This window comes from Streptomyces coerulescens, assembly GCF_042657965.1.
In the GTDB taxonomy this organism is placed as follows: domain Bacteria; phylum Actinomycetota; class Actinomycetes; order Streptomycetales; family Streptomycetaceae; genus Streptomyces; species Streptomyces coerulescens.
In genome coordinates, this window is the sequence record NZ_JBHSKM010000040.1 from 1 (window position 1) to 21,492 (window position 21,492).

Here is a 21,492-nt window from a genome sequence, read left to right on the forward strand (position 1 = left end):
GGTCCCCCCATGATCAACAACCGGCAGCAGGCGTGTCACCAACCTCCCGGCCGAGTACATCTAGGGCACCCGGGCATCCGGGCACCCGGGCATCCGGGCCCGCGGGTCAGGCCAGGGGATGTGCCGCGAGCAGATCCCCCAGCGCCTCCTCGTGTGCCGCCGCCGGGCCGAGCGCCAGTTCCAGGTGCTTGGCCCAGGCGTGGTACCGGTGCAGTGGATAGTCGACGTCGGCGCCGAAGCCGCCGTGCAGATGCTGCGCGGTCTGCACGATCCGCCGTACGCCCTCCGAGGCCCAGATCTTGGCCACGGCCACGTCCCCGGAGGCGGGCAGCGCGCCCGCTGCCCCCGAGGTGATCCGCCAGGCGGCCTGCCACAGGGTGGCCTCCATCGCGCGCAGGTCGATGTAGCGGTCGGCGGACTGCACCGCGACCGCCTGGAACGTGGCGATGGGATGCCCGAACTGCTCCCGCTTGCTCGCGTACTCCGACGTCATCCCCAGCACCCGCTCCCCCAGCCCGAGCGCCAGCGCACACGTCCCCGTGGCCAGCAGCTCGCGCAGCCACTCCCACGCCCCCTCGGTGTCGAGGACATTCCGCGCCGGCAGCCGCACCGACTCCAGCCGAAGCTCCCCCAGCCGCTCCCCGCTGGTCGAGAACTGCTCGGCGAGCGAGACCCCCGCCGTGTCGCGCGGCACCAGCGCCAGGACGGTCAGGTCCGCGTCCGTACGGGCCGGCACGGCGACGAGATCGGCGTCGTAGGCCCAGGGCACCGCGGTCTGCACCCCGTCCAGCACCCACCCGGAGCCGTCTTGCCGGGCGGTCGTGGCGAGCTCGGCCGGGTCGTGGCCGGTGCGGCCGTGCGCGGCGGCCGTCAGCACGAGCTCGCCGCGTCCGGCGCGGGTCAGCAGGTCGGCCTTCAGTTCCGGGCCGCCGTACGACTGGACGGCGGCCGTCGCGGCGCTGTGCTCCAGCAGCGGCACCCGTGCCAGTACCTTGGCCGATTCGCGCAGCACCTGGCACAGGGCGACGGCGTCGAGGCCCGCGCCGCCGTACTCCTCCGCGAGGAGCAGGCTCAGCAGGTCCGCGTCCGCGAGCCGGGCCCACAGCGGGCGGTCGAAGGTGTCGGCGACGGCGCCCGGGGTGAGCGCGGGAGAGGGCACCGCGTCCGGCGCGACCCCCGCGAACACTCCGCGCGCCGCCTCGGCCGCCGCCTGCTGCTCCTCGGTGAAGGTGAAGTCCACGGTCCCTGCCCTTCCACACGCACGGCGATCTGACGGTGCGTCAAGATAGAACAGGTTCTAGAAGAAGGGAATGGTCCCGTCGGCGCCCCCGTAAGGTGTGGGCAACGGCGGCCCGGCAGGGGCTGTGCGCGGCGGGTGAGCCTGAGTACCGTTCCCGTGCGAGCGCTGAGGCAGGACGGACCGGAATCGGGAATCGGGGCAGGATGGACGCGTACGACGCAGGCTCGGCCGCCCGGCACGGGCCGGACCAGGAGCCGCGGCCCGTGCCGCAGCCCGCCCCGCCCGCCGACCCGCCGCTCGCACCCGAACCGGAACCCCGTGCCGGCGTGGCAGCCCTGTCCCTGCGCTACCAGATCTGTGCCGCGCTCGCCGTCGCGGTGGTGGCCATCGCGGTCTGTGTCCACACGGGGATGGTCTTTCTGCATGTCGCCCCGCCCAACACGGTCACCAAGGCGCACGGCCGGGCGATCGACGACTGGATATACCCGGAGTTCGAACAGAACTGGAAGCTGTTCGCTCCCAACCCGCTTCAGCAGAACATCGCGGTGCAGGTCAGGGCCCAGGTCGACACGACAGGCGGTGGCACGCGCACGACCGGCTGGTACGACCTGTCCGCCCAGGACGGCGAGGCCATCGACGGCAATCTGCTGCCCAGCCACACCCAGCAGAACGAGCTGCGCCGGGCCTGGGACTTCTTCGTCGCCACGCATGACACCGAGAACCGGCCCGTGGGCCTTCGGGGCGCCCTGTCCGAGACGTATCTGCGGCGCATAGTGGAGCTGCGGCTCGACCGCGCGGACGCGGCCGGCGAGGGCGGCGTCGTCGAACGGGTCCAGGTCCGCTCGCGCACCACCAATGTGCCGCCGCCGAAGTGGAGCGACGAGAAGATCTCGGACCAGCCGAGCTACCGAGTGCTGCCCTGGTGGTCGGTGCCGGAGGACCGGGCCGCCGCGGCCGAGGCGGCCGGGACCGGCACGGGAGGCGCACGGTGAACCGCTTCGCCCTCGCGGTCTCCGCCGCCATCGCCCGCGTCACGGAGTCCGCTCTCGGCCCGTATCAGACGGCCGTGATCCGCATCGGCTTCAGCGCGACCTGGCTGCTGTTCCTGCTGCGCGAGTTCCCGCACCGCCAGGAGTTGTACGGCCCCGACGGACCCTGGGACTTCGACCTCGCCCAGCAGCTGATCGGGACGAACGGCTCCTTCACCGCGCTGATCTGGTTCGGCGGCGGCATCTGGTTCGAGACGGTGTACGTCTTCGCCGTCCTGACCGCCGTGCTGCTGCTGATCGGCTGGCGTACCCGCGCGATGTCCGCGCTGTTCATGGTGGGCGTGCTCTCGCTCCAGAACCGGTCCATCTTCATGGGCGACGGCGGCGACAACGTCCTGCACCTGATGTGCGTCTATCTCGTCTTCACGCGCTGCGGTCAGGTCTGGTCGCTGGACGAGCGCCGGGCCCGGCTGGCGCGCGGGGCACACGCGCGTGGCGAGCGCCTGGCACCGGACCGGGTGGGCCCGGCCCTGTGGAGCGTGTCCGGGTTCCTGCTGGTCGCGGTCACCGCGGCGGGCCGGCTCGACGGCGACCTGACCGTGCCGGTGATCCTCTGGCTCAGCTGGCTGGCCCCGGCCGTGTGGTGGATCGTGAACCGCCGCGCGCGGACCGCCGAGCCGCGCATCCTGCTGGACGTCATCGGCAACGTCGTGCACAACGGCGCCCTGCTGGTGATCATGGCCGAGGCGTGTCTGATCTACGCGACCGCCGGCTGGTACAAGATCCAGGGCTCGCGCTGGCAGGACGGCACCGCCGTCTACTACCCGCTCCACCTCGACTACTTCTCGCCCTGGCCCGCCCTCGCCGACGTGCTGTCGTCCAGCGGCACCATGGTCATGCTCATCACTTACGGCACGGTCCTGGTGCAGGTCGCCTTCCCGTTCACGCTGTTCAACCGGCGGGTCAAGAACGTCCTGCTCGCGGCCATGATCACCGAGCATGCCGTGATCGCGGTCGTCCTCGGCCTGCCGTTCTTCTCCCTGGCGATGATCGCGGCGGACGCGGTGTTCCTGCCGACGTCGTTCCTGCGGCGCCTGGGCGACCTGGCGGCACGCGCGCGTGGCCGGCTGGCCGGCCTGGTGCGGCGCGGCGACTACCCGGTCAAGCCCCCGGCGGCGCGCACCCCGGAGAACCCCGAGCACGCGCACGTAGGCTCTTCGGCATGACCGTGACCTCCTGGAACCGGCTCGCCGGGACCTCCGTCCTGCTCGACGGCTTCCACGCCCTCAAGCACGCCCTGCGCTTCGGCGCCGAGGTCCCGGTCGCGGTCGCCGTGGACCGTCAGGCCGCGCTGGCCCTCGCGGACGAGCTGGCGCCGGACGTACGGGACGCCCTGGCCGCGCTCCTGACCGAGGTCCCGGAGGCGACGTACACATCCCTGGTGCCGCGCCCGCACCCCACGGCGGTGGCCGCCCTGGCCGTACGACCGCCCCGCGCCGCCGGCCTCGACAAGCTGGCGCACACCCCGCGCACCGCCCCGGTCGTGGTCCTCGACAACCCCCGCAACCTCGGCAACGCGGGCGCCGTGATCCGCCTGGCCGCCGGGTTCGGCGCGACCGGCGTGGTCACCACCGGCACCCTCGACCCCTGGCACCCCACGGTCGTACGCGGCGGTGCGGGCCTGCACTTCGCGACGGTCGTGGAGCGGCTGACGGTGCCCGAGCTGCCCGCCGGCCCGCTGTTCGCCCTCGACCCCGAGGGCGACGACATCCGGGGCGTGAAGCTCCCGGACGACGCCGTCCTCGCCTTCGGCTCGGAACGCAGCGGCCTGTCGCCCGAACTACGCGCGCGCACCGACCACTTGCTGTCCCTGCCGATGCGCCCCCAGGTCTCCAGCTACAACCTGGCGACGAGCGTCGCGATGACGCTGTACCACTGGAGTCTCACCGGGGGCGTCGCGCGGGCCTAGGCCTCCCGGCGCACCTCGACGACGCGGAACCGGTTGGCGACGAACGCCCCGTCGCACAGCGCGGAGTTGGCCGCCGGGTTGCCGCCCGACCCGTGGAAGTCGGAGAACGCGGCCGTCTGGTTGACGTACACGCCGCCCGTGAGGTTCAGCGACAGCTGGGCCGCCTCCTCCAGACACACCTCCTGGATCGCGCCCTCGACCTCGTCGTCGGTGGTGTACGCGCCGACGGTCATCGCGCCCTTCTCGCGCACCGTGCGCCGCAGCAGTTCCACCGCGTCGGCGGCCGAGTCCATCGCCACGGCGAACGAGACCGGCCCGAAGCACTCACTCATGTACGCGGCCTCGTCGTCCGGCTTGGCGCCGTCCAGCTTCACGATCACCGGCGTACGGACGACCGCGTCCGGGAACTCGGGGTTCGTGATCTCCCGGGAGGCGAGGGCGACCTCGCCCAGCCCGGCGGCGGCCTCCAGGCGGGCCTTGACGTCGGGGTTCACGATCGCGCCGAGCAGCGCGTTCGCGCGGGCGTCGTCGCCGAGGAGGCCGTCGACGGAGCGGGCGAGGTCGGCGACGACCTCGTCGAAGGTCTTGGGGCCCTCGTCGGTGCGGATGCCGTCGCGCGGCACCAGCAGGTTCTGCGGGGTGGTGCACATCTGGCCGCTGTACAGGGACAGCGAGAAGGCCAGGTTGGACAGCATCCCCTTGTAGTTGTCGGTGGAGTCGACGATCACCGTGTTGACGCCGGCCTTCTCCGTGTAGACCTGCGCCTGGCGGGCGTTGGCCTCCAGCCAGTCTCCGAACACGGTCGAGCCGGTGTAGTCGATGATCCGGATCTCGGGGCGGGTCGCCAGGGTCTTGGCGATGCCCTCGCCGGGGCGTTCGGCTGCCAGCGCGACGAGGTTCGGGTCGAAGCCCGCCTCGGTGAGGACCTGGCGCGCGACCTGCACGGTGAGCGCGAGCGGCAGCACCGCGCGCGGGTGTGGCTTGACCAGGACCGGGTTGCCGGTGGCGAGGGAGGCGAACAGACCCGGGTAGCCGTTCCAGGTCGGGAAGGTGTTGCAGCCGATGAGCAGGGCGGTCCCGCGCGGGACCGGCGTGAACTGCTTGTTCAGGGCGAGCGGGTCGCGCTTGCCCTGCGGCTTGGTCCACTCCGCGGTGTCGGGGGTGCGGACCTGCTCGACGTAGGCGTACGCCACCGCCTCCAGACCGCGGTCCTGCGCGTGCGGGCCGCCCGCCTGGAACGCCATCATGAACGCCTGGCCGGAGGTGTGCATGACCGCGTGCGCGAACTCATGCGTCCGGTCGCTGATCCGCTTGAGGATCTCCACACACACCACCGCGCGCATCTCCGCGCCCGCGTCGCGCCACGCGCGCCGGCCGGCCTGCATGGCAGGCAGCAGCGTGTCGATGTCCGCGTGCGGATACTCGACGCCCAGCTCGATGCCGTACGGGGACGTCTCGCCGCCCACCCAGCCGTCGGTGCCGGGCTGGCCGAGGTCGAGGCGGTTGCCCAGGAGGGCGTCGAAAGCGGCCCTGCCCGCCGCCGCGTCCAGGCTGCCGTTCTCGCCGTAGGCCTTGGGGTGCTCGGGGTGCGGTGACCAGTACGCACGTGTGCGGATCGCTTCCAGCGCCTGGTCGAGGGTGGGCCGGTGCTTGGCGATCAGCTCGTGGGTGGTCAGTTCGGCGGCCATGCGGGACCAACTCCTCGTTTCCAGAGCTCTCCGTCGAGCTCATGACCTGGGCACAGACATGGGCAGGAACAGCCAGACAGAGTTAGAGTAACCGAACGATCGGTCGGTTCAAGGGGGTCCGCCGCATCTGTGGAAAACCCCGTGCGGGAGGATCGCGCACATGACAGCTCTCGACCTCAGCAGCCCCGTGGCCGTCGTCGGCACCGGCACCATGGGCCAGGGCATCGCCCAGGTCGCGTTGGTCGCCGGCCACCCGGTACGGCTGTACGACACCGTTCCCGGGCGCGCGCAGGCGGCGGCGGACGCCATCGGTGCCCGCCTCGACCGGCTCGTCGCCAAGGACCGGCTGACCGCCGTCGACCGCGACGCGGCCCGCGCCCGGCTGCTGCCCGCCGCGTCCCTCGCCGACCTCGCGGACTGCGCCCTGGTCGCGGAGGCCGTCCTGGAGCGCCTGGACGTCAAACAGGAGCTGTTCCGCGAGCTGGAGGGCGTGGTCGACGAAGACTGCCTGCTCGCCACCAACACCTCGTCCCTTTCGGTCACCGCCATCGGCGGGGCCCTCGCGAACCCGGGCCGTTTCGTCGGGCTGCACTTCTTCAACCCCGCGCCGCTGCTGCCGCTGGTCGAGGTCGTCTCCGGGTTCGCCACCGACGTCACGTACGCCACGCGCGCGTACGAGACGGCACGCGCCTGGGGCAAGACGCCGGTGGCCTGCGCCGACACCCCCGGCTTCATCGTCAACCGCATCGCCCGGCCCTTCTACGCCGAGGCCTTCGCGGTCCACGAGGCGCAAGGGGCGGATCCGGCCACCATCGACGCGGTGCTGCGCGAGTGCGGCGGCTTCAAGATGGGCGCCTTCGAGCTCACCGACCTGATCGGGCAGGACGTCAACGAATCCGTCACGCACTCCGTGTGGCAGGCCTTCTTCAACGACGTGCGCTTCACGCCCTCACTCGCCCAGCGCCGCCTGGTCGAGTCGGGCCGGCTCGGCCGCAAGAGCGGCCACGGCTGGTACGACTACGCGGAGGGTGCCGAGCGGGACGAGCCGCACACCGCGGAGAAGCAGCAGCAGCCCGCCTACGTCGTCGCCGAGGGTGACTTGGGCCCCGCCTCCGAGCTCCTTTCGCTGATCCGCGAGGCGGGCATCCCGGTGCGCGAGGAGGAAGAGGATCACGGCACGCGCCTGGTGCTGCCCAGCGGCGGCCAGTTGGCGCTCGCCGACGGCCAGACGTCGGTGGAGTTCCGGGACGTCGTCTACTTCGACCTCGCCGTCGACTACCGCCGCGCCACCCGGATCGCCCTGTCCGCCTCCCAGGACACCGCGCCGCAGACCCTCACCGAGGCCATCGGGCTGTTCCAGGCGCTCGGCAAGAACGTCAGCGTCATCGGCGACGTCCCCGGCATGATCGTCGCCCGCACGGTCGCCCGGATCGTCGACCTGGCGCACGACGCCGTCGCCAAGGGCGTGGCCACCGTGGAGGACATCGACACCGCGATGCGGCTCGGCGTGAACTACCCCATGGGGCCCTTCGAATGGAGCCGCCGCCTCGGCCGCGGCTGGGCCTACGACCTCCTGGACGAACTGCACGTACGCGAGCCCTCCGGCCGCTACGCGCCGTCCCTCGCGCTGTACCGCCACGCGTACGCCTCCGACAAGCGGGAGGGCAGCACCTCATGACCACCGCCAAGCGCGACACGTACACCCCGGAGACACTGCTCTCCGTCGCCGTGCAGGTCTTCAACGAACGCGGCTACGACGGCACCTCCATGGAGCACCTGTCCAAGGCGGCCGGCATCTCCAAGTCGTCGATCTACCACCACGTCACGGGCAAGGAGGAGCTGCTGCGCCGCGCCGTCAGCCGCGCCCTCGACGGGCTCTTCGGCATCCTCGACGAGGAGCACGCGCGCGTGGGGCACGCCGCCGACCGCCTGGAGTACGTCGTCCGGCGCATGGTCGAGGTGCTCATAGCCGAGCTGCCGTACGTCACGCTGCTGCTGCGGGTGCGCGGCAACACCGACACCGAGCGCTGGGCCCTGGAGCGGCGCCGCGACTTCGACCACCAGGTGGCCGCACTGCTCAAGGCGGCCGCCGCCGACGGCGAGGTCCGCGCGGACGTGGAGGTCCGCCTGGCGACCAGGCTCGTCTTCGGCATGGTCAACTCGATCGTGGAGTGGTACCGCCCGGACGGCCGCGGGATGAACGAGCGTGAGGTGGCCGAGACCGTCGTGCGGCTGGTCTTCGGGGGACTGCGCAAGGCGGGCTGAGGACCGCTCGCAGGCTGACGGCCGCCCGAAGGCTGACACCGCCCGCGTCCTGAGTACGCGCGCGTGGCGGCGCTGAGTACGACGGCGGATGCCGTGGCCGGGCCGCCGGTGGTGGGGTGGGCCGCATGATTGCCGATGATGCGCAGGGCGACGCGTACCACCCGACCTGGTGGAAGGCGCCGCTGGTGGCCACGGTGCCCGGACTGCCGATCCTGGTGTTCGAGTACGTCCTGCTCGGGGCCGAGGACGGCTTGGGGTTCCTCGGCGGCGCGGTCTACTGGGCGTTCGGTCTGCTCGTGCTCTCCTGGGTGCTGCCGCACCGCCGGTCGTTGCAGCCCCTGCGGGTGACGGCGGCCGTCTCCGGGCTGGGGTGCGCGGTGCTCCCCCTGGTGATGCTCGTGCTGCTGGCCATGGTGTGGTCCTCGGCCTGACGCCCGGCACGGACGCTCAGCCCTGCGGTTCCAGGTCCTCCTCCTCGAAGACCAGCAGAGTGCGCGAGCTGAGCACCTCGGGGATCGCCTGGAGGCGGGTGAGGACCAGTTCGCGCAGGGCGCGGTTGTCCGGGGTGTGCACCAGGAGCAGTACGTCGAAGTCGCCGCCCACCAGGGCGATGTGCGAGGCGCCGGGCAGCTGGCGGAGCTGTTCGCGGACCGTGCGCCAGGAGTTCTGGACGATCTTCAGGGTGATGTACGCGGAGGTGCCCTGGCCTGCGCGTTCATGGTTGACGCGGGCGCCGAAACCGCGGATGACGCCGTCCTCGATGAGGCGGTTGATGCGGGCGTAGGCGTTGGCGCGCGAGACATGGACCCGCTCGGCCACCGAGCGTATCGACGCGCGGCCGTCCGCCTGGAGCATCTGGAGGATGTCCTGATCTATGGCGTCGAGCGGCCGGGCCGGCGGCAGGGGGATGCCGTCGTCCGGGCTTTCGGCCATTTGTTCAGGCGTCATGTCCCCCCACCTTCCTTCCGTGGACGTACTGCGTTCATTGGAGGCTGTGGAGAACCGTTTGTCCACAGCCTCGGGGGGCCTGTAGCCAAAATGTGCCGACGACCGAACAATCGGTAGGTGAGGCGCATCACAGGAGCCGCGCCTCCCGTAGCCACTCCCACGAGGAGGTGCCGTCATGACGGTCATGGAGCAGCGAGGCGCGTATCGGCCATCGCCGCCGCCCGCCTGGCAGCCCCGTATGGACCCCGCGCCGCTGCTGCCCGACGCAGAGCCCTACCGCGTCCTCGGGACGGAGGCGGCCGCGAAGGCCGACCCCGACCTGCTGCGCAGGCTCTACGCCGAGCTGGTGCGGGGCCGCAGGTACAACGCGCAGGCGACCGCGCTCACGAAGCAGGGCCGCCTCGCCGTCTACCCGTCCAGCACCGGCCAGGAGGCCTGCGAGGTCGCCGCCGCACTGGCCCTTCGGGAGCGCGATTGGCTCTTCCCGAGCTACCGCGACACCCTCGCGGCCGTCGCACGCGGCGTGGACCCCGTCGAGGCCCTGACACTGCTGCGCGGTGACTGGCACACCGGCTACGACCCGCACGAGCACCGCGTGGCCCCCCTGTGCACGCCGCTCGCCACCCAGCTTCCGCACGCCGTCGGCCTCGCGCACGCCGCCCGCCTCAAGGGCGACGACGTGGTCGCGCTCGCCATGGTCGGCGACGGCGGCACCAGCGAGGGCGACTTCCACGAGGCGCTGAACTTCGCCGCCGTGTGGCAGGCGCCGGTCGTCTTCCTGGTCCAGAACAACGGCTTCGCGATCTCCGTCCCTCTCGCCAAGCAGACCGCGGCCCCGTCGCTGGCCCACAAGGCCGTCGGCTACGGCATGCCCGGCCGCCTCGTCGACGGCAACGACGCGGCCGCCGTGCACGAAGTGCTCGCCGACGCCGTGCGGCAGGCCCGCGCGGGCGGCGGTCCCACTCTGATCGAGGCGATCACCTACCGCATCGACGCCCACACCAACGCCGACGACGCCACCCGCTACCGCGGTGACACCGAGGTGGACACCTGGCGCGGGCACGACCCGATCGCCCTGCTGGAGCACGAGCTGACCGAGCGCGGTCTGCTCGACGACGCCGGAAAGCAGGCCGCCCGCGACGCCGCCGAGACGATGGCCGCCGACCTGCGCGACCGCATGAACCAGGACCCGGCGCTCGACCCGATGGACCTGTTCGACCACGTCTACGCCGAGCCCACCCAGCAACTGCGCGAACAGCGAGCCCAGTTGCAGGCGGAGCTGCACGCCGAGTCCGAAGGACCGCACCGATGACCACCGTCGCCGTCAAGCCGGCCACCATGGCGCAGGCCCTCACACGCGCGCTGCGCGACGCCATGGCCGCCGACCCGTCCGTGCACGTCATGGGTGAGGACGTCGGCACCCTCGGTGGCGTCTTCCGCGTCACCGACGGACTCGCCAAGGAGTTCGGCGAGGACCGCTGTACCGACACCCCGCTGGCCGAGGCCGGCATCCTCGGCACTGCCGTCGGCATGGCCATGTACGGGCTGCGCCCGGTCGTGGAGATGCAGTTCGACGCCTTCGCCTACCCGGCGTTCGAGCAGCTGATCTCGCACGTCGCGCGCATGCGCAACCGCACCCGCGGCAGGATGCCGCTCCCGATCACGATCCGCGTCCCCTACGGCGGCGGCATCGGCGGCGTCGAGCACCACAGCGACTCGTCCGAGGCGTACTACATGGCGACTCCGGGGCTCCATGTCGTCACGCCCGCGACCGTCGCCGACGCCTACGGGCTGCTGCGCGCCTCCATAGCCTCCGACGACCCGGTCGTCTTCCTGGAGCCCAAGCGTCTGTACTGGTCGAAGGACTCCTGGAACCCGGAGGACCCGCGGACCGTTGAACCGATCGGCCGCGCGGTGGTGCGGCGCTCCGGCCGGAGCGCCACGCTCATCACGTACGGACCGTCCGTACCCGTCTGCCTCGAAGCCGCCGAGGCGGCGCGGGAGGAGGGCTGGGACCTGGAGGTCGTCGACCTGCGCTCGCTGGTGCCGTTCGACGACGAGACGGTCACCGCCTCGGTACGGCGGACCGGACGGGCGGTCGTCGTACACGAGTCGGGCGGGTTCGGCGGACCGGGAGGGGAGATCGCGGCCCGGGTCACGGAGCGCTGCTTCCACCATCTGGAGGCGCCGGTGCTGCGGGTGGCCGGGTTCGACATCCCCTATCCGCCGCCGATGGTGGAGCGTCACCACCTGCCCGGCGTGGACCGGATCCTGGACGCCGTGGGGCGTCTGCAGTGGGAGGCCGAGAGCTGATGGCACAGGTGCTCGAGTTCAAGCTCCCCGACCTCGGGGAGGGGCTCACCGAGGCGGAGATCGTGCGCTGGCTGGTGCAGGTCGGCGACGTGGTCGCGATCGACCAGCCGGTCGTCGAGGTCGAGACGGCCAAGGCGATGGTCGAGGTCCCCTGCCCCTACGGCGGCGTCGTCACGGCCCGCTTCGGCGAGGAGGGCACCGAACTGCCCGTCGGGGCGCCGTTGATAACGGTGGCCGTCGGCGCGCCGGCCACCGACGGCGAGAGCGAGGGCTCCGGGAACGTCCTGGTGGGATACGGCACCTCGGAGGCACCCGCGCGCCGCAGAAGGGTGCGCCCGGGGGAGCCGGTGTCCGCCAACGGGGACGCCGTCGCCAGGGAAGTGGCGGAGGGACCGGTACCGGTCATCTCCCCGCTGGTGCGCCGCCTCGCCCGTCAGAACGGCCTGGACCTGCGGGAGCTGCACGGCTCCGGTCCGGACGGACTGATCCTGCGGGCCGACGTCGAGTACGCGCTGCGGGCCGCCCAGGTGCACGGGCGGACCGTGCAGCCGGTGGCCGAGCCGCGCACCCAGGTGGCACCGCCGGCCCCGGCGCCCGCCGCCGTCCCGGCCGCGCCGGCTCCGGTCCGCTCCTCCGCCCCCGCCGGCGGTATGCGCACGCCCCTCAAGGGCGTCCGCGGTGCCGTCGCCGACAAGCTCTCCCGCAGCCGCCGGGAGATCCCGGACGCGACCTGCTGGGTGGACGCCGACGCGACGGAGCTCATGCGGGCACGGGCCGCGATGAACGCCGCCGGGGGACCGAAGATCTCCCTGCTCGCCCTGCTGGCCCGCATCTGCACCGCGGCCCTGGCCCGCTTCCCCGAGCTCAACTCCACCGTCGACATGGAGGCCCGGGAGGTCGTCCAGCTCGACCAGGTGCACCTCGGGTTCGCCGCGCAGACCGAGCGGGGACTGGTCGTTCCGGTGGTGCGGGACGCGCACGCGCGGGACGCGGAGTCGCTGACCGCGGAGTTCGCCCGGCTCACCGAGGCGGCCCGCACGGGCACCCTCACCCCGGCCGAACTCACCGGCGGCACCTTCACGTTGAACAACTACGGAGTGTTCGGCGTCGACGGCTCCACCCCGATCATCAACCACCCCGAGGCCGCCATGCTCGGCGTCGGCCGCATCATCCCCAAGCCGTGGGTGCACGAGGGCGAACTGGCCGTGCGCCGGCTCGTCGAGCTCTCGCTCACCTTCGACCACCGGGTCTGCGACGGCGGCACGGCGGGCGGCTTCCTGCGGTACGTGGCGGACTGCGTCGAACAGCCGGCGGTGCTCGTGCGCACACTCTGACCCGGCCGCCGCGGTCCGCTGCTTCCCCCACGTTCCCTGTGATCGCCGAGGCACGCATACTCGGGGGATGACCGCGTACGAACCGACGGGCGCGCCGGGCGCCGCCGCTGCCGGGCACGGCGTCATGTACGACGCCGTCGTCCTCGCCGGCGGTGCCGCGCGGCGGCTCGGCGGTGTGGACAAGCCCGGCGTCAGCGTCGGCGGGCGCCCGCTGCTCGACCGGGTGCTCGCCGCCTGCGCCGACGCGCGCACGACCGTCGTCGTCGCCGGCCCCCGGCCCACCGCGCGGCCGGTGACCTGGGCGCGCGAGGACCCGCCCGGCGGCGGCCCCCTGGCGGCCCTCGGCGCCGGCCTGCGGCACACCTCGGCGGAGTCGGTCGTCGTCCTCTCGGCCGATCTGCCGTTCCTCGACGAGGCCACGGTCCTGCGCCTGCTCGCCGCCCTGCGCGACGGCGACGCCGACGGCGCGCTGCTCACCGACGCCGACGGCCGCGACCAGCCGCTCGTCGCCGCGTACCGCGCGTCCGCGCTGCGCCGCGAGCTGGACGCGCTCGCCGAGCAGCACGACGGCCTCACCGGCCTCCCCCTGCGCCGGCTGACCGGCGCGCTCGACCTCACCCGCGTCCCCGACCCCGTCGCGTCCTTCGACTGCGACACCTGGGACGACATCGCCACCGCCAGGGCACGGATCAGGGAGCATGGGCACGTGTTGGATGAATGGATTTCCGCAGTCAAGGACGAACTCGGCATCGACCTCGACGTCGACATCAAGGTGCTGCTGGACCTCGCCCGCGACGCCGCCCACGGCGTGGCCCGGCCCGCGGCCCCGCTGACCACATTTCTCGTCGGGTACGCGGCGGCACAGGCCAAGGGCGGCGAAGGCGGTCCCGAAGCCGTTGCCGAGGCCGCCCGCAAGGCCGCCGCGCTCGCCCTGCGCTGGGCCGAGGAGGCCGCCGCGGCCAAGTCCGACGCCGCCCCCGACGACACCCCCCGCACCGGCCCGGACGCCGGATGACCGCCCGCGGCATCCGCATGGACGGCGACGCCGAGGACCTCGATGTCGAGGAGGTGCTCGCCCTCGTGAACGAAGACCACGGTCACCGCGCTTCCGGCGACCACATGCCCGCACCCACCCCGCAGACCCGGGGCGCGCGCAAGCCGGACCGCGACGGCTCCGACCGCCGGCACGGCGACAACCCCGACCGCCACCACCGGGCCACCCCCTGGCCCGAGGCCCGCGAGATCGCCGCCCACGCCGCCCGCGGCGCCACCCGCCGCGCTCCGGTCTCCGTCCCTCTCGACGCCGCCCTCGGCCTCACCCTGGCCGCCCCGCTCACCGCCCTGACCGACCTGCCCTCCTTCGACACCTCGGCCATGGACGGCTGGGCGGTCGCGGGCCCCGGCCCCTGGGCCGTACGGGAAGAGGGCGTCCTGGCCGGGCACGGCGAGTCCGAACCGCTCACCGACGGCGAGGCCGTGCGGATCGCGACCGGTGCCCGTATCCCCCTGGACACCACCGCCGTCCTGCGCAGCGAACACGGCCGCACGGACGGCAAGGGCCAGCTGCACGCCACCCGGGAGATCCAGCACGGCCAGGACATCCGTCCACGCGGCCAGGAGTGCCGCAACGGCGACCAACTCCTCGCCGTGGGCACCCTGGTGACCCCGGCCGTGCTCGGACTGGCGGCCGCCGCCGGATACGACACCGTCACCGCCGTGCCCCGCCCCCGCGTCGAAGTTCTCGTCCTCGGCGACGAGTTGCTCACCGAGGGGCTCCCGCATGACGGGCTCATTCGTGATGCCCTCGGCCCGATGCTGCCGCCCTGGCTGCGCGCGCTCGGCGCCGAAGTCACCGCGGTGCGCAGGCTCGGTGACGACGCCAAGGCCCTGCACAAGGCCCTCACCAAGTCCGCCGCCGACCTCGTCGTCACCACCGGCGGCACCGCGGCCGGCCCCGTCGACCACGTCCACCCCACCCTGGAGCGCATCGGCGCCGAACTCCTGGTGGACGGCGTCAAGGTGCGTCCCGGACACCCCATGCTGCTGGCCCGGACCAAGGAGGACCAGCACCTCGTCGGTCTGCCCGGCAACCCGCTCGCCGCCGTCTCCGGCCTGCTCACGCTCGCCGAGCCCCTGCTGCGTACCCTCGCGGCCCGCCCGGCCCCGGAGCCGTACACGATGCCCCTGAAGGACGCGGCGCACGGGCATCCGTACGACACCCGGCTCATCCCCGTGGTGCTGCGCGGTGACCACGCCGTGCCGCTGCACTACCAGGGGCCGGCCATGTTGCGGGGAATGGCGGCGGCCGATGCCGTCGCCGTCGTGCCGCCGGGCGGTGCACGCGCCGGCCAGGAGACCGAACTGCTCGATCTGCCCTGGGCGAGCGCCGGTATCGAGGTGTGTTTCACGTGAAACTTCCGGGCCAGGACGCCATAGCGCGTGAGGCTGACGAACGGGTCGCCACCTATCGGGTGAAGCTCCCGAAGAAGATGGTCGAGCATCCGTTCCGGCAGGTCGCCAAGCGGGTGCTGATCGCCCTGTCGCTGCTCGTGGCGGCCGCCCTGATCGTCTACGCCGACCACGACGGCTACAACGACAGCTCCGACGGGTCCGTCGACCTCCTCGACGCCTTCTACTACGCCACCGTCAGCCTCTCCACCACCGGGTACGGCGACATCACCCCGGTCAGCGACGGCGCCCGGCTGACCAATATCTTCGTCATCACACCGATGCGTGTGCTGTTCCTGATCATCCTCGTCGGCACCACGCTCGAGGTCCTCACCGAACGGACCCGTGAGGAATGGCGTCTGAACCGCTGGAGGTCCACCTTGCGTGACCACACCGTCGTCGTCGGCTTCGGCACGAAGGGCCGTTCGGCGATCCAGACCGTCTGTGCGACGGGTCTGAGGAAGGACCAGGTCGTGGTGGTCGACCCGAGTTCCAAGGTGATCGATTCGGCCGTCGCGGACGGATTCGCGGGGGTCACGGGGGACGCGACCCGCAGCGAGGTCCTCAAGCGTGCCGAGGTGCACAAGGCGAGGAAGATCATCATCGCGACCCAGCGGGACGACACGGCGGTGCTGGTGACGCTGACGGCCCGGCAGCTCAACCGTGGCGCCAAGATCGTGGCCGCGGTCCGCGAGGAGGAGAACGCGCCGCTGCTGAAGCAGTCCGGCGCCGACGCGGTCATCACCAGCGCCAGCGCGGCCGGGCGGCTGCTGGGCCTGTCCGTGCTCAGCCCCGCCGCCGGCATGGTGCTCGAAGACCTGATCCACCAGGGCAGCGGGCTCGACATCATCGAACGGCCCGTCATAAAGGCCGAGGTGGGCAAGACCCCACGGCAGGTCGACGACCTGGTGATCAGTGTCATCCGTGGGCACCGGGTGCTCGGATACGACGATTCGGCCGTCGGGACACTGGAGTTGACGGACCGTCTCATCACCATCATGCGGGCCACGCCGGTCACTCAGGTCACACCCGATGACCGGCGCCTGCCCCCAGGGATGAAGCCCATCTGACGGTCGGCCCGACTACTTGCGGTTGTACAGCCGCATCGTGATCGGCCCGAAGACCAGCACGAACAGGGCCGCCCAGCCCACCGACCAGGCGATCTCGTCGGCCGGCCAGTCACCCGCCATCAACCCGCGCACGGCCGAGGCCAGATGGGTGATCGGGCTGTTGTTCACGAACGCCTGGAGCCAGCCCGGCATGGTCTTCGGGTCGACGAACACGTTGGACAGGAAGGTCAGCGGGAAGATCACCATCATGCTGACGCCCATCACCGACTTCTCGGAGCGCAGCATCAGCCCGAACATCGTCCAGATCCACGAGAACGCGAACGAGAAGGCCACCAGCAGCGCGATCCCGGCGAGCACTCCGGCCACCCCGCCGTCCGGGCGGTAGCCCAGGATGATGCCGACGGTGAGCATCACGACGGACGCGATGGTGTAGCGCAGGGCGTCGCCCAGCAGATAGCCGACCATCGTCGACGGCCGCCAGATCGGCAGCGAACGGAACCGGTCGAAGACGCCCTTCTCGATGTCGGTGTTCACCGAGACGCCCGTGTACATCGTGATCATCACGACCGACATCACGAGGATGCCCGGCAGCAGGAACTGGATGTACTCCTTCGGGGAGCCGGCCAGGGCGCCCCCGAACAGGTACGTGTACATCAGCACCATCATGATCGGGAACGCGGTGACGTCGAAGAGCTGCTCCGGCACATGCTTGATCTTCAGGATCGCGCGCCAGCCGAAGGTCATGGAGGCCGAGAAGGCACTCGGCCGAGGCGGGCGCTCCTTGGCCACAAGCAGCGCGGCGAGCGACTCGGCGCTGACGGGGGCGAGGTCCTTGCTCTCGGTCTGCGTCACGGTGCTCATGCCGTCACCTCGTCCTTGTCGGCGGCCGTCTTGTGGGCGTCGTGGGTGTCGTGTCCGGTGAGGGCGAGGAACACCTCGTCCAGGCTGGGCTGGCCCAGCGAGAAGTTGTCGACGGTGATGCCGGTGCGGGCCAGCTCCGCGAGCGCACGGCCCGCCTGTTCCGCGGCGCCCCGGCCGTTGGCGGTCCCGGAACCGACGCGGGCGGTCAGCGCCACCGGGTCGGGCTCCAACTGCACGTCCGCGTCCAGGGCGAGACGCAGCACCCGCTCGGCCTCCGGCCGTTGCTCCGGATCACGCAACCGCAGATGCACGGAGCCGGCGCCCACGGACGCCTTCAGCTCGCCCTTGGTCCCCTCCGCGATCACCTTGCCACGGTCGATGACGGCGATCCGGGACGCCAGTTGGTCGGCCTCGTCGAGGTACTGCGTGGTCAGCATCACGGTGGTGCCCTGGGCGACGACCGCGCGCACGATGTCCCACACCTGGTTGCGGCTGCGCGGGTCGAGCCCGGTCGTCGGCTCGTCGAGGAAGAGCAGGTCGGGGGTGTTGAGGATGGATGCGGCGATGTCGATACGGCGCCGCATGCCGCCGGAGTAGTTCTTGACCTGCTTCCCGGCCGCGTCCGTCAGTCCGAAGGCCTCCAGCAGCTGCGCGGCACGCTCCCGTGCGGCCTGCTTGCCGTGCCCGAGGAGCCGGCCCAGCAGGACCAGGTTCTCGGTGCCGGTGAGGTCCTCGTCGACGGAGGCGTACTGCCCGGTCAGGCTCACCCGGCCGCGCACCGCGTCGGCCTCGCGGACGACATCGTGCCCGAAGACATGGGCCTCCCCGCCGTCGGGTCGTAGCAGGGTGGCGAGCATCTTCACCGTGGTGGTCTTGCCGGCGCCGTTCGGGCCGAGGACGCCGTAGACCGTGCCGGCCGGAACCGCGAGGTCCACGCCGTCGACGGCCCGTGTCTCGCCGAATGTCTTCACCAGGCCCGCGGTCTCGATCGCGAGACCGGACGTCGTCTGCGTGCTCATGCTTTCGGGGTCCTTCCGGGTGGTCCTTCCGAGTTCTTGGACTACGCATGGGGAGACCTTTACGGTCGCGCAAACTCATCGGTGGCGCACAGGGATTTTCGAAGGACCCGTCGAACGACCGAGGGGATACGCCGAAGGACCGAGGGGATACGGGGACGAGGTCCTAGGGATACAGGGACAAGGTCCCAGGGATACGGGGACGAGGTCCTCGGCGCAGCGGCAACGAGGCCGGGGAGTAGCGTCCGTCCCATGCATGCGATCACGATTCCCGAACCTGGTGGGCCCGAGGCGCTGGTGTGGGACGAGGTCCCCGATCCGGTGGCCGGTGAGGGCGAGGTGCTGGTCGAAGTGGTGGCCGGAGCCGTCAACCGCGCCGACATCCTGCAACGGCAGGGCTTCTACAACCCGCCGCCCGGCAGCTCCCCCTACCCCGGCCTGGAGTGCTCCGGCCGGATCGCCGAGGTCGGCCCCGGCGTCTCCGGCTGGGCGGTCGGCGACGAGGTGTGCGCGCTGCTCGCGGGCGGCGGTTACGCCGAGAAGGTCGCCGTGCCGGCCGGTCAGCTGCTGCCCCTGCCCAAGGGCGTCAGTCTGACGCGGGCCGCCGCACTGCCCGAGGTGGTCTGCACGGTGTGGTCCAACGTCTTCATGGTCGCCCACCTGCGCCCCGGCGAGACGCTGCTCGTGCACGGCGGCTCCAGCGGCATCGGCACCATGGCCATCCAGCTCGCCAAGGCCGTCGGGGCCAAGGTCGCCGTCACGGCGGGGAGCAAGGAGAAGCTGGACCGGTGCGCCGAGCTGGGCGCGGACATCCTGGTCAACTACCGGGAACAGGACTTCGTCGAGGAGGTCGGGAAGGCCACCGACGGGGCGGGCGCCGACGTCATCCTCGACAACATGGGCGCCAAGTACCTCGACCGCAACGTCCGGGCCCTCGCCGTCAACGGCCGTCTGGCCATCATCGGCATGCAGGGCGGCATCAAGGGCGAGCTCAACATCGGGACGCTGCTGGGCAAGCGCGGCGCGATCAGCGCGACCTCGCTGCGGGCCCGCCCGCTCGCCGAGAAGGCGGCGATCGTCGCGGCCGTACGCGAACACGTCTGGCCCCTGCTGGACGCCGGGCATGTGCGACCGGTCGTCGACCGTGAGCTGCCGATGAGCGAGGCGGCCGAGGCCCACCGGGTGGTGGAGGAGAGCGGGCACGTGGGGAAGGTGCTCCTCGTCGCGCGGTAGGCGGGCCGCACGGCGGAGCGGGACGGCGCGGCGCGGACCGGGTCCAGGCTCCGTGGGTTCCCGCTCGCCGCGCCGGAGTCGCGGACTCACGCCGCGTGGACGGTGTCCAGGTTCCGTGGGTTCCCGTTAGCCGCGCCGGAGTCGCGGACTCACGCCGCGTGAACGGTGTCCAGGTTCCGTGGGTTCCCGTTAGCCGCGCCGGAGTCGCGGACTCACGCCGCGTGGACGGTGTCCAGGTTCCGTAGGTTCCCGTTAGCCGCGCCGGAGTCGCGGACTCACGCCGCGTGGACCGGGGCCACGCTCCGTGGGCACCCGCTAGCCGCGCCGCAGCCGTAGACCCACGAAGGCGAGGCCCAGGCCCAGGCCGATGAGCACGAGCCCGGCGCCGAGCGGCAGCACTTCGAGTACGGGTTCGGCGGGCCCGTCGGCGTGCGGGGCGGCCGGGCGCGCGTGAGGGGTCGGTGGGGTGGTGGGCAACGGGTCCTGGGTGAGGGTGTCGGCGGCGTCCGAGCTCTCGGGCACGGTGCCGCCGTCGTCGTCCCCATCCCGCTCACGCTCCGCCTCCGGGGCCCCGGAGCGTTCGCGCTCATCGGCCCGCTTCCCGCCGTCGAGCCTGTCCCGCGCCGCCTCCTGGTCCTCCAGCGGCCCCTTCTCCCGACCGGGCCGCTGCCGCCCCTCTCCCGCCCGGCTGCCGGCCCGGGACGGCTGGTCGGAGGGGTCGGCGGAGGACGCGGCGGGACCGTGAGCGGTGGGCGTGGACGATTCCCCGGGCCGGGGCCGCTTCCCCGGCTTCTCGGACCATCCGTCGGACCCCTCGGACTCCTGCGCATCCTCGGCCTCGTCCGACGCCTCCTCCGCGCTCTCCTCGGACGTCCCGCCGGCCGAGGGAGCGGTCACCGAGGGCTTCTCGTCCCGCGGCGGCGAACCGGCGGACGACTCGGCCCCGGTCCTGCCCGCGGAGCCCTGAGAGGCCCCCGAGGCGGGCGTGGGCCAACCCGACGGCTTCGAGGGCGACCGGGAGGACCCGGATGGCCCGGACGCCCTGGACGACCCGGAGGACCCGGAGGACCCGGACGGCCGGGACGACCCGGACGACCAGGACGCGGCCGCGGAGCCGGAGGACGAGCCGGACGGGACCGCACCGCGCGGATCATCGATGCCGTACGACACACCGGCCCCCGACAGTGCGACGGCCAGCCCCGCCACCAGCACGGTCAGCGTCCCCGCAGGCCACGACAGGGCGCGCGAACGACCGGACGCCGCTCGCGTACGCCCCCGCACCAACCCCGGCGATGAAGTCATGGAACAACCCTCACAGCACCTACCGGACCCGGCATTCCGGACACCGCCACCCGACCCCACCCGACCCCATCCGGCGCACAATCCGGGGCTGCCGACACGACGCGTGCTGTCGGCACCCCTGGAACCCGTCTCCCGCCACGGGTTCCGCCACGGCTCCCGCCCGGCCACGCCGCCCGGCCCCTGACGAAAACCGTGGGGGCGTAAACGGTGGATCACCCCACACCGGGGGCACCACGATGATGAGCTGTACGGGTGCGAGAGAATGGCGGCATGGAGATGCCGAGGAACGAAAGGTCGCCCGAGAACCCCCAGATCCTGGTCGTGGGCCAGGACGGGATGGCGCTCACCGGCGGCAACGGAGACGAGGACTCCCGCGAGATCCCGGTGACGGAGCAGGTCGAGCAACCGGCGAAGGTCATGCGCATCGGCAGCATGATCAAGCAGCTGCTCGAAGAGGTGCGCGCCGCTCCCCTCGACGAGGCGAGCCGGGTCCGGCTGAAGGAGATCCACGCCAGTTCGGTGAAGGAACTGGAGGACGGCCTGGCACCGGAGCTCGTGGAGGAGCTGGAGCGGCTCTCCCTGCCCTTCACGGACGAAGGGACGCCGTCCGACGCGGAACTGCGCATCGCGCAGGCCCAGTTGGTCGGCTGGCTGGAGGGCCTTTTCCACGGCATCCAGACCACGCTCTTCGCCCAGCAGATGGCCGCACGCGCCCAGTTGGAGCAGATGCGCCGCGCCCTCCCGCCGGGAGTCGGCGGCCACGAGGACGGCGAGCAGCACCCGGGGGGCCGTGCGGGCGGGCCCTACCTGTAGCAC

The 21,492-nt window shown here is 72.2% G+C and carries 21 protein-coding genes; 15 read left to right on the forward strand and 6 right to left on the reverse strand.

Features of this window, described 5'->3' with window-relative positions; all coding sequences use genetic code 11:
• Positions 1-106: 106 nt before the first annotated feature.
• Entirely contained in the window at positions 107-1,240 is a 1,134-nt protein-coding gene (locus ACFPQ9_RS35570) for an acyl-CoA dehydrogenase family protein (RefSeq protein WP_380862688.1), read from the reverse strand.
• A gap of 203 nt (positions 1,241-1,443) precedes the next feature.
• On the opposite strand from ACFPQ9_RS35570, the gene ACFPQ9_RS35575 reads away from it, so the two are divergent.
• Genes ACFPQ9_RS35575 through ACFPQ9_RS35585 form a run of 3 tightly spaced genes read left to right on the forward strand, consistent with a single transcriptional unit; the run spans position 1,444 to position 4,198 of the window.
• Complete coding sequence (locus ACFPQ9_RS35575; RefSeq protein ID WP_380862690.1) at positions 1,444-2,232, forward strand: DUF5819 family protein; 789 nt, start codon at positions 1,444-1,446, stop codon at positions 2,230-2,232.
• The gene (locus ACFPQ9_RS35580; RefSeq protein ID WP_380862692.1) at positions 2,229-3,455 is read left to right on the forward strand and encodes an HTTM domain-containing protein; all 1,227 of its coding nucleotides are present in this window, start codon (positions 2,229-2,231) and stop codon (positions 3,453-3,455) included. Before ACFPQ9_RS35575 ends, ACFPQ9_RS35580 begins: the two co-directional genes overlap by 4 nt.
• Complete coding sequence (locus tag ACFPQ9_RS35585) at positions 3,452-4,198, forward strand: TrmH family RNA methyltransferase (RefSeq protein WP_380862694.1); 747 nt, start codon at positions 3,452-3,454, stop codon at positions 4,196-4,198. Before ACFPQ9_RS35580 ends, ACFPQ9_RS35585 begins: the two co-directional genes overlap by 4 nt.
• Here ACFPQ9_RS35585 and paaN read toward each other — a convergent pair.
• A complete protein-coding gene (gene paaN, locus ACFPQ9_RS35590; protein WP_380862696.1) occupies positions 4,195-5,886 on the reverse strand; it encodes a phenylacetic acid degradation protein PaaN in 1,692 nt (563 codons plus the stop codon). The genes ACFPQ9_RS35585 and paaN overlap by 4 nt on opposite strands.
• 160 nt (positions 5,887-6,046) lie before the next feature.
• Here paaN and ACFPQ9_RS35595 point away from each other — a divergent pair, with 160 nt between their 5' ends.
• The 3 genes from ACFPQ9_RS35595 (at position 6,047) to ACFPQ9_RS35605 (ending at position 8,582) form a co-directional block, all read left to right on the forward strand.
• Positions 6,047-7,564 (forward strand): 3-hydroxyacyl-CoA dehydrogenase, encoded by a 1,518-nt coding sequence (locus ACFPQ9_RS35595; RefSeq protein ID WP_380862698.1) that lies wholly within the window; start codon positions 6,047-6,049, stop codon positions 7,562-7,564.
• Complete coding sequence (locus ACFPQ9_RS35600; RefSeq protein WP_380862700.1) at positions 7,561-8,151, forward strand: TetR/AcrR family transcriptional regulator; 591 nt, start codon at positions 7,561-7,563, stop codon at positions 8,149-8,151. Before ACFPQ9_RS35595 ends, ACFPQ9_RS35600 begins: the two co-directional genes overlap by 4 nt.
• Positions 8,152-8,276: 125 nt before the next feature.
• On the forward strand, positions 8,277-8,582 hold the full coding sequence (locus tag ACFPQ9_RS35605; RefSeq protein ID WP_380862702.1) for a hypothetical protein: 306 nt from the start codon (positions 8,277-8,279) through the stop codon (positions 8,580-8,582).
• Between the two features lie 16 nt (positions 8,583-8,598).
• Here the strand turns inward: ACFPQ9_RS35605 and ACFPQ9_RS35610 are convergent, their stop codons facing one another.
• Positions 8,599-9,084 carry an Lrp/AsnC family transcriptional regulator gene (locus ACFPQ9_RS35610; protein ID WP_380862933.1) on the reverse strand — a complete coding sequence of 162 codons (486 nt, stop codon included), beginning with the start codon at positions 9,082-9,084 and terminating at the stop codon, positions 8,599-8,601.
• Positions 9,085-9,274: 190 nt separating this feature from the next.
• Here ACFPQ9_RS35610 and pdhA point away from each other — a divergent pair, with 190 nt between their 5' ends.
• From pdhA to ACFPQ9_RS35640, 6 genes are all read left to right on the forward strand, one after another.
• Positions 9,275-10,411, forward strand: a complete 1,137-nt coding sequence (gene pdhA / locus ACFPQ9_RS35615) for a pyruvate dehydrogenase (acetyl-transferring) E1 component subunit alpha (RefSeq protein ID WP_380862704.1) — start codon at positions 9,275-9,277, stop codon at positions 10,409-10,411.
• Positions 10,408-11,412, forward strand: a complete 1,005-nt coding sequence (locus ACFPQ9_RS35620; RefSeq protein ID WP_380862706.1) for an alpha-ketoacid dehydrogenase subunit beta — start codon at positions 10,408-10,410, stop codon at positions 11,410-11,412. The genes pdhA and ACFPQ9_RS35620 overlap by 4 nt, the downstream gene beginning before the upstream one ends.
• Positions 11,412-12,746 (forward strand): dihydrolipoamide acetyltransferase family protein, encoded by a 1,335-nt coding sequence (locus ACFPQ9_RS35625; protein ID WP_380862708.1) that lies wholly within the window; start codon positions 11,412-11,414, stop codon positions 12,744-12,746. Before ACFPQ9_RS35620 ends, ACFPQ9_RS35625 begins: the two co-directional genes overlap by 1 nt.
• A gap of 67 nt (positions 12,747-12,813) precedes the next feature.
• The gene (locus tag ACFPQ9_RS35630) at positions 12,814-13,761 is read left to right on the forward strand and encodes an NTP transferase domain-containing protein (RefSeq protein WP_380862710.1); all 948 of its coding nucleotides are present in this window, start codon (positions 12,814-12,816) and stop codon (positions 13,759-13,761) included.
• Positions 13,758-15,158 (forward strand): molybdopterin molybdotransferase MoeA, encoded by a 1,401-nt coding sequence (locus ACFPQ9_RS35635; protein ID WP_380862712.1) that lies wholly within the window; start codon positions 13,758-13,760, stop codon positions 15,156-15,158. The genes ACFPQ9_RS35630 and ACFPQ9_RS35635 overlap by 4 nt, the downstream gene beginning before the upstream one ends.
• Positions 15,146-16,264, forward strand: coding sequence for a potassium channel family protein (locus tag ACFPQ9_RS35640; protein ID WP_380862714.1), 1,119 nt, complete (start codon positions 15,146-15,148; stop codon positions 16,262-16,264). The genes ACFPQ9_RS35635 and ACFPQ9_RS35640 overlap by 13 nt, the downstream gene beginning before the upstream one ends.
• Before the next feature lie 12 nt (positions 16,265-16,276).
• Here ACFPQ9_RS35640 and ACFPQ9_RS35645 read toward each other — a convergent pair whose 3' ends face one another.
• Positions 16,277-17,125, reverse strand: a complete 849-nt coding sequence (locus ACFPQ9_RS35645) for an ABC transporter permease (protein WP_380862716.1) — start codon at positions 17,123-17,125, stop codon at positions 16,277-16,279.
• The gene (locus ACFPQ9_RS35650) at positions 17,122-18,144 is read right to left on the reverse strand and encodes an ATP-binding cassette domain-containing protein (RefSeq protein WP_380862718.1); all 1,023 of its coding nucleotides are present in this window, start codon (positions 18,142-18,144) and stop codon (positions 17,122-17,124) included. The genes ACFPQ9_RS35645 and ACFPQ9_RS35650 overlap by 4 nt, the downstream gene beginning before the upstream one ends.
• A gap of 249 nt (positions 18,145-18,393) precedes the next feature.
• Here ACFPQ9_RS35650 and ACFPQ9_RS35655 point away from each other — a divergent pair, with 249 nt between their 5' ends.
• Positions 18,394-19,374: an NAD(P)H-quinone oxidoreductase gene (locus ACFPQ9_RS35655; protein ID WP_380862720.1), complete on the forward strand. Its 981-nt coding sequence runs from the start codon at positions 18,394-18,396 to the stop codon at positions 19,372-19,374.
• A 315-nt stretch (positions 19,375-19,689) separates the two neighbouring features.
• On the opposite strand, the gene ACFPQ9_RS35660 is transcribed toward ACFPQ9_RS35655, so the two are convergent.
• On the reverse strand, positions 19,690-20,271 hold the full coding sequence (locus ACFPQ9_RS35660; RefSeq protein ID WP_380862722.1) for a hypothetical protein: 582 nt from the start codon (positions 20,269-20,271) through the stop codon (positions 19,690-19,692).
• Between the two features lie 88 nt (positions 20,272-20,359).
• Here ACFPQ9_RS35660 and ACFPQ9_RS35665 point away from each other — a divergent pair, with 88 nt between their 5' ends.
• Positions 20,360-20,860 (forward strand): hypothetical protein, encoded by a 501-nt coding sequence (locus ACFPQ9_RS35665; protein WP_380862724.1) that lies wholly within the window; start codon positions 20,360-20,362, stop codon positions 20,858-20,860.
• Positions 20,861-20,946: 86 nt separating this feature from the next.
• On the forward strand, positions 20,947-21,489 hold the full coding sequence (locus ACFPQ9_RS35670; protein ID WP_380862726.1) for a bacterial proteasome activator family protein: 543 nt from the start codon (positions 20,947-20,949) through the stop codon (positions 21,487-21,489).
• The last annotated feature ends 3 nt before the right edge of the window (positions 21,490-21,492 follow it).